Raw genomic sequence first — 15,054 nt, 5'->3', positions numbered from 1 at the left:
TGCGCCGGCCGAGTCCGGAGGCGTTCGCGCTCAGTCGGCGGCGGCGCCGAACCACTCGTGCAGCCGGCCGACCAGATCCTGCTGGTCGTCACCGACCCACGCCACATGCCCGTCCGGTCGCAGCAGCGCTGCGGGCACGTCGAGTTCCTCGCTGACGTCGACGACGTGGTCGACCCGGTCCGCCCAGCCCGTCACCGACAGCCGGCCGGTCTGGTCGAGCAGTAAGCCGCGACCGTCGTGCATCAGCTCGTAGAGTCGTCCCCGCTTCAGCCCCACGTCCCGTAGGCGCCGGCCGAGCAGTTCATGCCCCTCGCCGAAGTCGTAGCGGACCCCGAGCGCGATGATCTTCTCGGTCAGGTACCGGTTCACGTTCTCGAAATCCATCAATTCCGACACCAGCCGGCGCACCGCCTGGGGCCCCGGATCGAGGGACATCAGCTCCATCTGGGCGCGGGTATTGGTCAGCACGTCGGCGGCGACCGGGTGCCGTTCGGTGTGGTAGCTGTCCAACAGCCCCTCCGGCGCCCAGCCACCGACCTCGGCTGCCAGTTTCCAACCGAGGTTGAACGCATCCTGGATACCGAGGTTCAGCCCCTGACCGCCGACCGGCGGGTGGATGTGCGCCGCGTCGCCGGCCAGCAGCACCCGGCCGACCCGGTACCGCTCGGCCTGCCGGGTGGCGTCGCCGAAGCGGGACAGCCACCGCGGCGAGTGCACGCCGAAGTCGGTGCCCGCGGTTGCCCGCAGCTGCTGCTTCAACTCGTCCAGGGTCGGCGCGACCGTGCGGTCCTCGGCCACCCCTGCGGCGGGGACGCCGATGCGGTACACCCCGTCCTCGAGCGGCATGGCGCCGAACCGGAGCTGGGTCTTGCGGACCTCGGCCACCACGGCGTCCAGCGTCTCCTGCGGCGCGGTCAGCTCCACCTCGCCCAGCAGTGTGTCGACTCTGCTGGGCTCGCCGGGGAAATCGACGCCGAGCAGCTTCCGCACCGTGCTGCGGCCGCCGTCGCAGCCGACGAGATAGCGCGAGCGCAGCTGGGTGCCGTCGGCCAGCAGGGCGGTCACCCCGTGTTCGTCCTGATTCAGGCCGACCAGTTCGCAGCCGCGCCGTATCTCGACGCCGACTTCGGTGGCGTGCTCGGTCAACAGTCGCTCGGTGGTGGTCTGCGGGATGCCGAGAACGTACGGATGTGCGGTGTCCAGCCGCTCGGGTGCCGGCTTTCTGATGCCGGCGAAGAAGCCACCGAGCGGGTACTGCGTACCGAGCGCGAGGAACCGCTCCAGCAGACCGCGCTGGTCCATCATCTCGATGCTGCGCGCGTGCAGGCCCAGCGAACGGACAACCCTCGTCGGCTCCGCCTCCTTCTCCACCACGAGCACCTGCACGCCGTGCAACCGCAACTCGCAGGCCAGCATCAGCCCGGTCGGTCCGCTGCCTGCAACGATCACGTCGATCATGAAACCCCCACACGTATGCCGCGAATACTGATTTCCGCTGGTCCTGACTTCGGTGGGAGATTCTGCGGCACGACCCGGGTCTTGCCGCAAGGCCCCCGGTGCGTTATATGTTGAGAGTGGCAGGGAATGCATAACCTCCTTGCCATTCCTTTTGTCACCCCCGGGGTGGAGCTAGCCGATCCGAATGGGGTCGATCTGGACCCGGGCAGGCTGCGAGTCCTTGCGCGCACTGCGCACCGACTGCGCCTCTCCGAGCGCTTTGGCCAGTGGTTTCCCCTCGCCCCGCGGCACCCGGATCAGCATGCGCTCCGTGTCCGCCGGCTCGGGCGCGTCGCCGGAGAACGGCAGCCGCTCCCCCGCAGGCAACTGGACCGGGCCGAGCAATTCCGCATTCGCCGGCAGATCGGCGAGGTCCAGGAGGTCGGCGATCGCCTTCGCACTGCCGTCGATCGCCGCAAGGTGGATGGCGGGCGGAAATCCGACTTCCGCCCGCTCCTCGTACTGCGCACGGGCGTGACCGACCGGATCCCAGCGAACCAGCGCCTGCACGGTCGGAATCCCCGAATCGGCGACCACGACCACCTGACCGCCCTCGGCGAACGGCCGCACGAGTGACGATGCCGTCATCCATCGCCGCAGCGTCTCCTCCGCGGCGCGCAGGTCGGGACGGCCCAGCAGCGCCCAGCCGTCGAGCAGCAACGCCGCGCCGTAGCCGCCCGGCATCACCGGTTCGGCCCCGACCGTCGACACCACGAGGGTGGGACCCTGCTTCACCTCGTCCACGACGTCCGTGCCCCCCGACATCCGGACGGCAACCCCGGGAAACGCGCGACCCAGTTCCTCGGCGGTCCGTCCGGCACCGACCACGACGGCCCGCAGCGCCTTCGCTCCACACGCGTGGCAGCGGTGTGCGGCGTCGGCGACGCCACACCATCGGCACGCGGGGGTCCCCGCCCCGTCCGGGCCGGCCGCGGACGGCAGCGCGAGAGGTCCGTTGCATCGCCGGCATCGCGCGGGCGCCCGGCACTTGCCGCACGCGAGGCTGGGCACGTAGCCGCGCCGGGGCACCTGGACGAGCACTCCCCGGCCGGCGCCGAGCGCCTCCCGGGCAGCCGCGAACGCGATCGCGGGCAACCGGGCGGCGCGTGCACCGGGATCGCGGGCCAGGGCGTGGTCACTGTCCGCGAGTGCGGTGATCTTCGGGGCGGCCGCCCGCACCGAGTCCCGGGAGGCCACGAGGTCGTGCGCCCACCCCGAATCGACCAGGGCCTGCGCCTCCGCGGTGCGCGCGTGTCCGGCCAGCACCACCGCGCAGCCACTGGCGTACGCGCGGAGCAGCGCCACCTCGCGGGCGTGCGGATAGGGTGCGCGCGGCTCGGAATGGTTGTCGTCCCCGTCGTCCCAGACCACGATCAGCCCGGTGCGCGGAGTCGGCGCGAACACCGAACTCCGGGTCCCGACGACGACCTTGGCCGTCCCGCGCAGCGCAGCCAGCCAACGCCGGTACCGCAGCGCCGGACCGAGACCGGCGGCGAGTCCGACGACCGCGTCCTTGCCCAGGAGCTTTTCCACCGCCGCGACCACACGGTCGAGATCACGCTGATCGGGCACGACGACGACGGTGCTCGCCCCGGTTGCGGCAACGAGCCCCGACAGTTCCGCGAGACGCGCAGGCCAGTCCTCGCCGGGGAGCGCCTGCCAGACCGCGCGCGGGGCACGCTCCCCCGACAGTGCGGTCAGGAATGCGCCGCCGTGCACGTACCGGTCCCACGCCTCGGTCTCGATTGCGGTATCCGGCACCTCGGGGGGTTCGGACGCGGCCTCGGACTCCGCCCGCGCGTGCCTCGGCGGGATCGCGAGCCGCAGGACGTCCGCGCGGGTTCCGGCGTATCGGCCGGCGACGAGGTCGACCACCCGGGTGATCTCCTCGGTCAGGACCCGCTCGGGCGAGATCACCCGTTCGAGCCAGCCGAAACGGCCCTGATGGTCGCTCGTCGCGTTCCGGGAGACGACGAACCCGTCCACGAGACGCCCGGCGAACCGGATGCGCACCCGGACCCCGGGCCGCGCCTGCTCGTCGAGGTCCTGCGGAACCAGGTAGTCGAATTCGCGGTCGAGGTGGGCAAGCGGAAGCAGCGGCAGCACCCGGGCAACCGGATCTACTTCTGCCGCAACCTTTTCCGCGCTCACGCGACGGCCCCTACCGGAGCGGCGCCCGCCGCGCCGTGACTACCGATCAGAGGCCTGCGGCTGCCCGCAGCTTCTCCGCCCGGTCGATGCTCTCCCACGGGAGGTCGATGTCGGTGCGACCGAAGTGGCCGTAGGCCGCGGTCTGCGCGTAGATCGGACGCAGCAGGTCGAGGTCGCGGATGATGGCGCCGGGCCGCAGGTCGAACGTTTCGGTGATGGCCTGCTGGATCCGCGCCGGATCCGTCTTCTCGGTACCGAACGTCTCGACGAACAGACCCACCGGCGCCGCCTTGCCGATCGCGTACGCCACCTGAACCTCGATCCGGTCCGCGAGGCCCGCCGCGACCGCGTTCTTGGCCACCCAGCGCATGGCGTAGGCCGCCGACCGGTCGACCTTCGAGGGGTCCTTGCCGGAGAACGCGCCGCCGCCGTGGCGGGCCATGCCGCCGTAGGTGTCGACGATGATCTTGCGACCCGTCAGGCCGGCGTCACCCATCGGGCCGCCGAGCACGAACTTGCCGGTGGGGTTGACGAGCAGACGGATGTCCGAGACGTCGAGTTCGGGCATGTCGATCTCGGCGAGAACCGATCCGAGAACCTTCTCCCGCAGATCCGGGGTGAGCAGGTTGTCGAGGTCGATGTCGGCGGCGTGCTGCGTCGAGATGACCACGGTGTCGAGGCGAACCGCCTTGTCACCGTCGTATTCGATGGTGACCTGGGTCTTGCCGTCCGGGCGCAGGTACGGCAGGACACCGGACTTGCGGACCTCGGTGAGACGCCGCGACAGGCGGTGCGCCAGCGCGATCGGCAGCGGCATCAGTTCCGGGGTGTCGGTGGTCGCGAACCCGAACATCAGTCCCTGGTCGCCGGCGCCCTGACGGTCGATCTCGTCGTCGCTCAGTTCGCCGGTGCGGACCTCGTGCGAGTGGTCGACGCCCTGGGCGATCTCCGGGGACTGTGCACCGATCGCGACGTTGACGCCGCAGGAGTTGCCGTCGAATCCCTTGGCCGAGGAGTCGTACCCGATCTCGAGCACGGTGTCGCGCACGATCTTGGGGATGTCGGCGTAGGCGGTGGTCGTGACCTCACCGGCGACGTGGACCTGTCCGGTGGTCACCAGGGTCTCGACGGCGACGCGGGCGCGCGGGTCGTCGGTGAGGAGCGCGTCGAGGATGGAGTCGCTGATCGCATCACAAATCTTGTCCGGGTGCCCCTCGGTCACAGACTCACTGGTGAATAGCCGACTACCGGACTGGCTCACAGAATTCCCTCTCGACAGTTGTCCTGAACAGCACGTGAAAACAGCTTAGCTGCGTAATACCGCGAACGACCCTAGCGCCACCCCGGCGGGAGTGACACCTTTCGAATCACCGAAACTCTGCCGGATGTGCCGTCAGAGTGTTCGGAACAGCTGGTCGACGGCGTCGAGTACCCGGCTGGCCATCAACGCCTTCGATCCGTGCTCGAGCGCGGACTCTGAACCGTCGGCTCCGAGCAGCCACCCGTCGTTGTGGTCGACCTCGAACGCCTTGCCCTCGCCGACCGCGTTGACGACGAGGAGGTCGCAGCCCTTACGCGCGAGCTTGGCCCGTGCGTAGGTGAGGACGTCGCCATCGGCGTCGCCCGTCTCGGCCGCGAATCCGACGATCACGGTCTTGGACGGGATCTCGCCGTCCCGCCGGGACTGCACCAGCCCGGCGAGGATGTCCTCGTTCTTGGTGAGTGCGATCGAGTCGGGCTCGCCCGCACCCTTCTTGATCTTGCTCGCCACCGTCGTCGACGGCCGGAAGTCGGCCACCGCCGCGGCCATGATCACGGCGTCGAATCCGGGCGCGTGCTTGGCGACCGCGACCCGCATGTCTTCCGCCGTGCGGACGTGCACCATGTCGACGGCGGCCGGGTCGGCGAGGCCGGCGGTGTAGCCGGAGACGAGGGTGACCTCGGCCCCGCGCTGCACGGCGAGCCGGGCGATGGCATATCCCTGCTTGCCCGAACTGCGGTTACCGAGGAACCGCACCGGATCGAGCGGTTCGCGGGTGCCGCCCGCGGACACGAGGACCCGCCGGCCCTCGAGATCACGGGGCAGCGCGTCGGGACGCTCCACCAGCAACGACGCCAACCCGACGATCTCGTCGGGTTCCGGCAGCCGGCCGGCGCCGGTGTCCTTGCCGGTGAGGCGGCCGGATGCGGGTTCGATGACGGTGACGCCGCGTGCGCGCAGCGTGGCGACGTTGGCGACGGTGGCCGGGTGCTCCCACATCTCCGTGTGCATCGCGGGAGCGAACACCACGGGACATCGTGCGGTGAGCAGCGTCGCGGTGAGGAGGTCGTCCGCGCGTCCCGCCACGGCCCGCGCCATGAGGTCGGCGGTGGCGGGCGCGATGACGACGAGGTCCGCTTCCTGCCCGAGACGGACGTGCGGAACCTGCGGAACGTCGGTGAACACACCCGTGTGCACGGGGTTGCCCGACAGCGCCTCGAACGTCGCCTTGCCGACGAACTCGAGCGCGGACTCCGTCGGGATGACCCGCACGTGGTGACCGGCCTCCGTGAAGGCCCGGATGACGGCACAGCTCTTGTACGCGGCGATGCCGCCGCCGACACCGACGACGATCCGCTTGCGGGCTGCCCCCGCCAGAACCGGTTCCGGTGAATCCGTCACGTGCCCGGTGGCCGGGCCCGCTGCCTGTTCAGGCACGGCAGATCCTCCGCTCACTCGCCTTCGGTGTGCTCGAGAAGATCGGAGTGGATCTCACGCAGCGCGATCGACAGCGGCTTCTCCTGCAGGCCCGGCTCGACGAGGGGGCCGACGTACTCGAGGATGCCGTCACCGAGCTGGTTGTAGTAATCGTTGATCTGACGCGCACGCTTGGCCGCGTAGATCACCAGCGCGTACTTCGACGACGTGCGGGCGAGAAGCTCGTCGATCGGAGGATTGGTGATGCCGAGCGGGGTGTCGTAAGCCGGCAGGGCGCCGTGGCTGGGAGTTGCGGACGCTACTGCGGGGGTGCTGCTCACTCGGTATCTCCTGAAATAGTTCTGGCTAGTTGATGTGAGATCTAGTGGGTCGACTCGGACTGTTCCGGTCGTCCAACCAACAAGGATACCAACTCGTCGCACGATCGGCTGACATCCTCGTTCACGATGACCTCGTCGAACTCGTCCTGCGCCTCCAGCTCGACTCTCGCGGTCGCGAGACGCCGCTCCACCACCTCGGCGGATTCGGTGCCCCGGCCGGTCAATCTCTCGACCAGCACGTCCCAGCTCGGGGGCGCCATGAAGACGAGCAGAGCCTCCGGCATCGCGGCGCGGACGGCCCGCGCACCGGCGAGATCGACCTCGACCAGCACCGGTTTGCCCTGCTCGATGGCCCGGCGTACGGGTGCGGCCGGGGTTCCCGACAGCTGGAGTCCGCCGTGGATCTCGGCCCATTCGAGCAGCTCACCGGATTCGATCATCCGCTCGAACTCGTCGCGAGAGGTGAACCGGTAGTCCTTGCCGTCCACCTCGCCCGGGCGTGGGTCGCGCGTCGTCGCGGACACGCTGAAGACGAGCTCCGGCATCCGTTCACGCAGGAGTCGCACCACGCTGGACTTACCGACGGCCGAGGGGCCGGCCAGAACTACCAGCCGACCCCTCCGCACTGCGGTCTCGCTCTCTGACACTTGTGCGTCAGCTACCACTGTCGTGCTCAGGCCTCGAAGTCGAACCTGGCGAGCAGAGCCTTCCGCTGCCGATCGCCGAGGCCACGGAGGCGACGGGTCGGAGCGATCTCCAGCTCGGTCATGATCTCCTGCGCCTTGACCTTGCCCACCTTGGGCAGCGCCTCGAGCAGTGCCGACACCTTCATCTTGCCCAGGATCTCGTCGTCCTCGGCGTCCTTGAGAACCTGCTTGAGGTCGGTGCCACCACGCTTCAGGCGCTCCTTGAGCTCAGCCCTGGCCTTGCGGGCAGCAGCTGCCTTCTCCAAAGCAGCAGCGCGCTGCTCATCAGTCAACTGGGGAAGGGCCACGGTTCCTCCGTCTCGTCGTTGGCAAATAGTCCAAACCACTGGATAACCAGCAGCGATAGCGACCGTACTCACGCCCGGCGCCGATTGCGAACCCACCCCCCGAGGTCAGAGCCGGATTCGGGTGGGCTATGAGAGTGCGGACTCGATCTCGTCGCGGACCTTCACGGCCGCCTCACGCAGTGCCGTCACCGACGGTCCGGCACGGAGAACACCGCGAGAACTGTTCGGCAACAACAGTTTTCGAGAATCGGGAAAAATGTCGGCGAGGTCACCGGGAGTCGCGCCCTGGGCGCCGAGACCGGGCGCGAGAATCGGTCCGGAAAAATTCGACAAATCCAGGCCGTGTCCGCGTGTCGCGCCCACCACCAGACCCACCAGACCGGGTTGCGCGTCGTTGTGCCGGACCGCCGCGTCCACCACGGACTGGGCCACGGACGCTCCCCCGGCGGTCTGCGCCGCCTGCAGGTCGCCGCCCTCGGGATTGGACGTCCGGGCCAGCACGAAGAGCCCGCGGCCCTGCTCCGCCGCCAGCGACAGCGCCGGGTCGAGCGCACCGAATCCCAGATACGGCGACACCGTCACCGCATCGGAGGACAGGGCCGACTCCGCACCCAGCCAGGACTGCGCGTACGCCGCCATAGTCGACCCGATGTCCCCGCGCTTGGCATCGGCGACGACGAGCGTCCCTGCCTCTCGGAGGACCGAAATGGTGCGTTCGAGCACCGCGTACCCGGCGGAGCCGTACGCTTCGAAGAACGCCACCTGAGGCTTCACGACGGCCACCTCACCGACGAAGGCCTCCACGCAGATCTCCGCGAACGTCTCCAGCCCCTCGGCGGAGACGGGCAGCCCCCACGCCTCGAGCAGTCCCGGATGCGGATCGATCCCGACGCACAACCGCCCCCGGTGCTCGACCGCCGATGTCAGCCGATGCACCCAGGAGTGGTGGTGATGGTGTCCGCTCACGACGACGCGGAACCGCTCGCGGGAGCCACGACGACGGCGGGCGACCGCAGCCGCTCGTGCAGCGCCTGGAGCGACTGGACACCGATGTCGCCGCGAATCGCGGCCTCGATGCCCTGCACCGCGGCGGACGCACCCTGCACGGTGGTGACGCACGGGATGTTCATGGCGACGGCCGCGCTGCGGATCTCGTAACCGTCGACGCGCGGTCCGGAGTTGCCGTACGGCGTGTTGATCACCATGTCGACCTCGCCGTCGCGGATCATCTCGACGATGGTGCGCTCACCCTCCTCCAGCTTCTCGCCGGAGTGCTTGTGCACCTCCTGGCAGGTGATCCCGTTCCGGCGGAGAACCGCCGCGGTGCCCTCGGTGGCCAGGATCCGGAAACCCAGGTCGGCGAGCCGCTTGACCGGGAAGATCAGCGATCGCTTGTCCTTGTTGGCGACGGAGACGAACACTGACCCCGACGTGGGCAGCGAGCCGTACGCGGCCGTCTGGCTCTTCGCGAACGCGGTGCCGAAGTCGGCGTCGATGCCCATGACCTCGCCGGTCGACTTCATCTCCGGGCTCAGCAGGGTGTCGATGCCGGTGCCGTCGGCGCGCCGGAACCGGTTGAACGGCAGCACGGCCTCCTTGACGGCGACGGGTGCGTCCGCCGGGGTCGAGCCGCCGTCGCCGGTGGCCGGGAGCACACCGCTCGCACGCAGATCGGCGATGGACTCGCCCAGCATGACACGAGCGCACGCCTTGGCGAGCTGCACCGCCGTCGCCTTCGACACGAACGGCACGGTGCGGCTGGCGCGGGGGTTGGCCTCGAGGACGTAGAGGATGTCGTCCTTCAGGGCGTACTGGACGTTGAGCAGGCCCTTGACGCCGATGCCCTTGGCGAGCGCCTCCGTGGAGCGGCGGACGTTCTCGAGGTCGGCGCGGCCGAGGGTGATCGGCGGCAACGCACAGGCCGAGTCGCCCGAGTGGATGCCGGCCTCCTCGATGTGCTCCATCACACCGCCGAGGTACACCTCGGAGCCGTCGCAGAGCGCGTCGACGTCGATCTCGATGGCGTCTTCCAGGAACCGGTCGACCAGGACGGGCCGATCGTCGGAGATCTCGGTGGCGCGGGAGATGTAGCTCTCCAGCGACGCCTCGTCGTAGACGATTTCCATGCCGCGGCCACCGAGGACGTACGACGGGCGCACCAGCACCGGGTACCCGATGCCTGCCGCGATCTCGCGGGCCGCGGCGAACGTGGTGGCGGTACCGAACTTGGGAGCGGGCAGACCGGCCTCGACCAGCACCTTGCCGAACTCGCCGCGATCCTCCGCGAGGTCGATCGCCTCCGGGCTGGTGCCGACGATCGGCACGCCCGCGGCCTTCAGCCGCTTCGCCAGACCCAGCGGGGTCTGTCCGCCGAGCTGCACGATCACGCCGGCGACGGTGCCCGACAGCGTCTCGGCCCGGTACACCTCGAGCACGTCCTCGAACGTGAGCGGCTCGAAGTACAGGCGGTCGGCGGTGTCGTAGTCGGTGGAGACGGTCTCCGGGTTGCAGTTGACCATCACCGTCTCGTAGCCGGCCTCCGACAGCGTCAGTGCGGCGTGGACGCAGGAGTAGTCGAACTCGATGCCCTGACCGATGCGGTTCGGTCCGGAACCGAGGATCAGGACCTTCGGACGCTCGGTCTGCGGGGCCACCTCGGACTCGGCCGCCGGGTCGAGTTCGTACGTGGAGTAGTGGTACGGCGTCTTCGCCTCGAACTCGGCGGCGCAGGTGTCGACCGTCTTGTACACGGGGTGGACGTTCCACTGCTCACGCAGCGCCCGGACGGCGTCCTCGCCGCCGATCTCGGGGCGCAGGGCCGCGATCTGCCGATCCGACAGGCCGTGGTGCTTGGCGCGGCGCAGTACCCGCTCGGTCACCTCGGGCGCCTCGCGCAGCGTGTCGCCGAGCTCGTGGATCTGCAGGATCTGGTCGAGGAACCACGGGTCGATCTTCGTGGCGTCGAACAGCTGCTCGACGGTGGCGCCGAGAGCGAACGCCTTCTCGAGGCCGTACACGCGGCCGTCGCGGGGGATGCTCAGTTCCGCCAGGAGGCTGTCCAGGTCGGTGGCCTCCACGTCGGGTCCGGTCCAGTACCCGGCCCGCTTGGTCTCCAGCGAGCGCAGCACCTTGCCGAACGCCTCGGTGAAGTTGCGGCCGATCGACATGGCCTCACCGACCGACTTCATCGTCGTGGTGAGGGTGTCGTCGGCGCCGGGGAACTTCTCGAACGCGAACCGCGGCGCCTTGACGACGACGTAGTCGAGGGTCGGCTCGAAGCACGCCGGGGTTTCCTTGGTGATGTCGTTGACGATCTCGTCCAGCGTGTAGCCGATCGCGAGCTTCGCGGCGATCTTCGCGATCGGGAAGCCGGTCGCCTTGGAGGCGAGTGCACTGGACCGCGACACGCGCGGGTTCATCTCGATGACGACGAGGCGTCCGTCGGTGGGATCCATGGCGAACTGGATGTTGCAGCCGCCGGTGTCGACGCCGACCTCGCGGAGAATGTCGATCGAGAGGTCGCGCATCGCCTGGTACTCACGGTCCGTGAGCGTCATGGCGGGGGCGACGGTGATCGAGTCGCCGGTGTGCACGCCGACGGGGTCGACGTTCTCGATCGAGCACACGATCACGACGTTGTCGCGGCCGTCGCGCATCAGCTCGAGCTCGTATTCCTTCCACCCGAGGATCGACTCCTCGATCAGCACGTTGGCCGTGGGTGACGCGGCGAGACCGCCGCCGGCGATCCGCGTCAGGTCCTCGTCGTCGTAGGCCATGCCGGAGCCGAGGCCGCCCATCGTGAACGACGGCCGCACCACGACGGGGAAGCCCAGTTCAGCGACGGTGTCGCGGACCTCGTCCATCGTGTAGCAGACACGGGAGCGCGCGGACTCGCCGCCGACCTTGGCGACGATGTCCTTGAACTTCTGCCGGTCCTCGCCGCGCTGGATGGCGTCGAAGTCGGCACCGATCAGCTCGACGTCGTACTTCTCGAGGATGCCCTGCTCGTGCAGCGCCACCGCGGTGTTGAGGGCCGTCTGGCCGCCGAGCGTCGCGAGGACGGCGTCGATCGGGTGGCCCTTCTCCGCCTCGAGGGCGATGACCTTCTCGACGAATTCGGCGGTGATCGGCTCCACGTACGTGGCGTCCGCGAACTCGGGGTCGGTCATGATCGTGGCCGGGTTGGAGTTGACGAGGCTGACCCGCAGGCCCTCCTCGCGCAGCACCCGGCAGGCCTGGGTTCCGGAGTAGTCGAACTCACAGGCCTGGCCGATGACGATCGGCCCGGAGCCGATCACCAGGATGTGGGAGAGATCTGTACGGCGTGGCATTAGTTCTTGACTCCCTCGAGCAGGCTGGTGAAGCGGTCGAACAGGTACGCGGCGTCGTGCGGGCCCGCCGCGGCCTCGGGGTGGTACTGCACCGAGAAGGCGGATCCGTCGAGCAGGCGGACCCCCTCGACGGCACCGTCGTTGGCGCAGGTGTGGCTGATCACGGCCTTACCGAACGGGGTGTCGAACTCCTGCCCGGCCTCGCCCTCGAGCGCGAACCCGTGGTTCTGTGCGGTGATCGCGATGCGTCCCGTCTCGTGTTCGACGACCGGGATGTTGATGCCTCGGTGACCGAACTTCATCTTGTAGGTGCCGAGACCGAGAGCCCGCCCGAGGATCTGGTTGCCGAAGCAGATGCCGAACAGGGGCAGGCCCTGCCCGATGACTTCCTTGGTGAGGTGCACGGCGCCGTCGGCGGTCGCCGGGTCACCGGGACCATTGGAGAGGAAGACGCCGTCGGCCTTCAGGTCGAGGATCTGCTCGAGCGTCGCGTTGGATGGGAGCACGTGCACCCGGATGCCGCGCTCGGCGAACATGCGCGGGGTGTTGGTCTTGATGCCGAGGTCGATCGCCGCGACGGTGAAGCGCGCGTCTCCCCCGGTCGGCTCGACGACGTACCCGCTGGTGGTGCTGACCTCGCCGGCGAGATCCGCGCCGAGCATCGACGGCTGGCTCTTCACCCGGTCGAGCAGTACGTCGGTCTCGGCCAGTGCGTCGCCGGAGAACACCCCGGCGCGCATCGAGCCGCGGGTGCGCAGGTGGCGGACCAGTGCGCGGGTGTCGATGCCGGCGATCCCGACGACCCCCTGCTTCACGAGCTCGTCCTGCAGGGACCCGGTGGCGCGCCAGCTGGAGGTGCGGCGGGCGGGGTCGCGGACGACGTACCCGGCCACCCAGATCTTCGCCTCGGCGCTGCTGCCGGTGGGGCCGACGGACTCGTCGTCCTCGTCGTTCCATCCCGTGTTGCCGATCTGCGGCGCGGTGGCCACGACGATCTGGCGGTGGTAACTGGGGTCGGTGAGGGTCTCCTGGTAGCCGGTCATGCCGGTGCTGAAGACGGCCTCACCGAGGGTCTGGCCGACGGCACCGAACGTGGTGCCCCGGAATGCCCGTCCGTCCTCGAGGACCAGTACTGCAGAGTCGGTGTCGTAGCCGCTCATGCGTTCTCTCCGTTCTGCTCGACCTCACCAGAGCTCGCCGCATTCGCTGAATCTTCACTGTCTGTCTTGCCGTCCGGCTCCCCTGCGCCGACCCAGGCGGGGTACACGGACTTGTCGTCGCTCCGGAAACCGGTGTCGATCTCGGTGCCCGTCGGCAGTTCCCACCGGATCACGAGGACGCCGTCCTTGCTCATGACCTTGCCCGCGAGACCGCGCTCGGTGCGCACGGCGCGGACCGCGTCCTGCGGAATCCAGATCGCCGACGCCCCGTCACGTTCGAGCAGGATCCCGGCCGCGTAGCGGGAGATTTCCCCCGTCGCCCGGAAACCGAGGTCGCCGACCGCGATCCGGTCCTGCCAGCTCGGGGCCAGGGTGCTGCCCACATACAGTCCGGTGGCCGGGGCGATCGTCTGCTCGCCGAGGTGCGCGGGCACGGCGGGAAGCTGCCCGACCCGGTCGGCCTGTCGGCGGGCACGACCGCGCCACCCGATGTACATGAGGAAGATGGCCAGCGCCCAGAACGCGACGAGGCCGACTATCCACAGAATTCTCTCCACCGTCATCCCCTACCGTTCCGCACCGGGACGCGGGCCTGGCCGTCGCTCGCGGTGACCCGGCCACGGAGGATCGTCGTAGTCACCCGCGCCGGCAGCGTCATCGACTCGTACGGCGTGTTGTGGGCGACGCTGGCGAGATCGGGGCCGTGGACCGTCCATTCGGCGTCCGGATCGATCAGCACCAGGTTGGCGGGCTCGCCGACCTCGATCGGGCGACCCTGGTCGTCGAGTCCGACGATCTCGGCGGGCCGCTCACTCATCACCCGCGCGACGCCGCGCCAGTCGAGCAGGCCCGTGCGGACCATCGTCTGCGCGACGATCGACAGTGCCGTCTCCAGTCCCAGCATTCCGGGTCGGGCGGCCGCGAACTCGCAGCACTTGTCCTGCTCGGCGTGCGGTGCGTGATCGGTCGCGACGCAGTCGATGATCCCCTCGGCCAGTCCGGCCCGGAGCGCGGCGACGTCGCTCGCCTCCCGCAGGGGCGGATTCACCTTGTTGACGGCGTCGTACGTCTCGAGCCGGGAGTCGTCGAGCAGCAGATGGTGCGGGGTGACCTCGGCGGTGATCGAAATGCCTTGGCCGCGTGCCCACTTCATCAGTTCGACGGTCCCCGCGGTGGAGACGTGGCAGATGTGCACGCGCGCCCCGGCGTCGCGGGCGAGCAGCGCGTCGCGGGCGACGATCGACTCCTCGGCGGCGCGCGGCCAGCCCGCGAGCCCGAGCCGGGCGGCGGTGGGGCCCTCGTGTGCGACGGCGCCGACGGTGAGCCGCGGCTCCTCCGCGTGCTGCGCGATGAGCACCCCGAGCGAGCTCGAGTACTCGAGCGCCCGGCGCATGATCAGCGGGTCGTAGACGCAGTGGCCGTCGTCCGAGAACATCCGCACCCGGCCGACCCCCGACGCCATCGTGGCCATCTCGGCGAGCTGCTTGCCCTCGAGCCCGACGGTGACGGCGCCGACGGGATGCACGTCGACGAGTCCGGCTTCCTGGCCGCGGCGCCACACGTGGTCGGTGACGACCACCGAATCGGCGACCGGGCTGGTGTTGGCCATCGCGAACACCGCGGTGTACCCGCCGAGCGCGGCGGCGGCCGAACCGGAATCGATGGTCTCGGTGTCCTCGCGGCCGGGTTCCCGCAGGTGGGTGTGCAGGTCGACGAAACCGGGGAGCAGGATCTGCCCCGCCGCGTCGATCACGTCGACGTCCGGCCCGCTGTCCTTGCCCGCGTCCGCACCGATCGCGGCGATGACGCCGTCCCCGAGCAGCACGTCGGTGGGTTCGCCCTCGCCGTACAGCAACACGTTCTTGATGAGCACTGTCTCTCCTGTCACTGCACTGTCACTCAT

The 15,054-nt window shown here is 69.4% G+C and carries 12 protein-coding genes; all 12 read right to left on the bottom strand.

What is annotated here, in order from left to right; translation table 11 throughout:
* Positions 1 to 30: 30 nt before the first annotated feature.
* Positions 31 to 1,458, bottom strand: coding sequence for a rifampin monooxygenase (gene rox / locus ACNJ7E_RS31450; protein WP_280782167.1), 1,428 nt, complete (start codon positions 1,456 to 1,458; stop codon positions 31 to 33).
* A gap of 171 nt (positions 1,459 to 1,629) precedes the next feature.
* Complete coding sequence (locus ACNJ7E_RS31445) at positions 1,630 to 3,648, bottom strand: primosomal protein N' (protein WP_418341776.1); 2,019 nt, start codon at positions 3,646 to 3,648, stop codon at positions 1,630 to 1,632.
* A gap of 46 nt (positions 3,649 to 3,694) precedes the next feature.
* Positions 3,695 to 4,909, bottom strand: a complete 1,215-nt coding sequence (gene metK / locus ACNJ7E_RS31440; RefSeq protein WP_005241739.1) for a methionine adenosyltransferase — start codon at positions 4,907 to 4,909, stop codon at positions 3,695 to 3,697.
* A 132-nt stretch (positions 4,910 to 5,041) separates the two neighbouring features.
* Positions 5,042 to 6,346, bottom strand: coding sequence for a bifunctional phosphopantothenoylcysteine decarboxylase/phosphopantothenate--cysteine ligase CoaBC (gene coaBC / locus ACNJ7E_RS31435; protein WP_280782169.1), 1,305 nt, complete (start codon positions 6,344 to 6,346; stop codon positions 5,042 to 5,044).
* Between the two features lie 14 nt (positions 6,347 to 6,360).
* On the bottom strand, positions 6,361 to 6,666 hold the full coding sequence (gene rpoZ / locus ACNJ7E_RS31430) for a DNA-directed RNA polymerase subunit omega (RefSeq protein WP_005241734.1): 306 nt from the start codon (positions 6,664 to 6,666) through the stop codon (positions 6,361 to 6,363).
* Between the two features lie 41 nt (positions 6,667 to 6,707).
* Positions 6,708 to 7,331 carry a guanylate kinase gene (gene gmk, locus ACNJ7E_RS31425; RefSeq protein WP_418341775.1) on the bottom strand — a complete coding sequence of 208 codons (624 nt, stop codon included), beginning with the start codon at positions 7,329 to 7,331 and terminating at the stop codon, positions 6,708 to 6,710.
* A gap of 8 nt (positions 7,332 to 7,339) precedes the next feature.
* Positions 7,340 to 7,660, bottom strand: coding sequence for an integration host factor, actinobacterial type (gene mihF, locus ACNJ7E_RS31420; RefSeq protein ID WP_005262298.1), 321 nt, complete (start codon positions 7,658 to 7,660; stop codon positions 7,340 to 7,342).
* A 126-nt stretch (positions 7,661 to 7,786) separates the two neighbouring features.
* Positions 7,787 to 8,626, bottom strand: coding sequence for an orotidine-5'-phosphate decarboxylase (gene pyrF, locus ACNJ7E_RS31415; protein WP_183102180.1), 840 nt, complete (start codon positions 8,624 to 8,626; stop codon positions 7,787 to 7,789).
* Positions 8,623 to 11,991, bottom strand: a complete 3,369-nt coding sequence (gene carB / locus ACNJ7E_RS31410) for a carbamoyl-phosphate synthase large subunit (protein ID WP_418341774.1) — start codon at positions 11,989 to 11,991, stop codon at positions 8,623 to 8,625. Before carB ends, pyrF begins: the two co-directional genes overlap by 4 nt.
* Positions 11,991 to 13,151, bottom strand: coding sequence for a glutamine-hydrolyzing carbamoyl-phosphate synthase small subunit (carA, locus tag ACNJ7E_RS31405; RefSeq protein WP_222820817.1), 1,161 nt, complete (start codon positions 13,149 to 13,151; stop codon positions 11,991 to 11,993). The genes carB and carA overlap by 1 nt, the downstream gene beginning before the upstream one ends.
* On the bottom strand, positions 13,148 to 13,714 hold the full coding sequence (locus tag ACNJ7E_RS31400; protein ID WP_120659116.1) for a PH-like domain-containing protein: 567 nt from the start codon (positions 13,712 to 13,714) through the stop codon (positions 13,148 to 13,150). The genes carA and ACNJ7E_RS31400 overlap by 4 nt, the downstream gene beginning before the upstream one ends.
* Positions 13,711 to 15,054 carry a dihydroorotase gene (locus ACNJ7E_RS31395; RefSeq protein WP_280782174.1) on the bottom strand — a complete coding sequence of 448 codons (1,344 nt, stop codon included), beginning with the start codon at positions 15,052 to 15,054 and terminating at the stop codon, positions 13,711 to 13,713. Before ACNJ7E_RS31395 ends, ACNJ7E_RS31400 begins: the two co-directional genes overlap by 4 nt.

Origin of the sequence: Rhodococcus mengyinensis, from assembly GCF_048381435.1 — a bacterium.
GTDB lineage: Bacteria > Actinomycetota > Actinomycetes > Mycobacteriales > Mycobacteriaceae > Rhodococcus_F > Rhodococcus_F opacus_D.
This window is presented reverse-complemented; position numbering and strand designations above follow the sequence as displayed.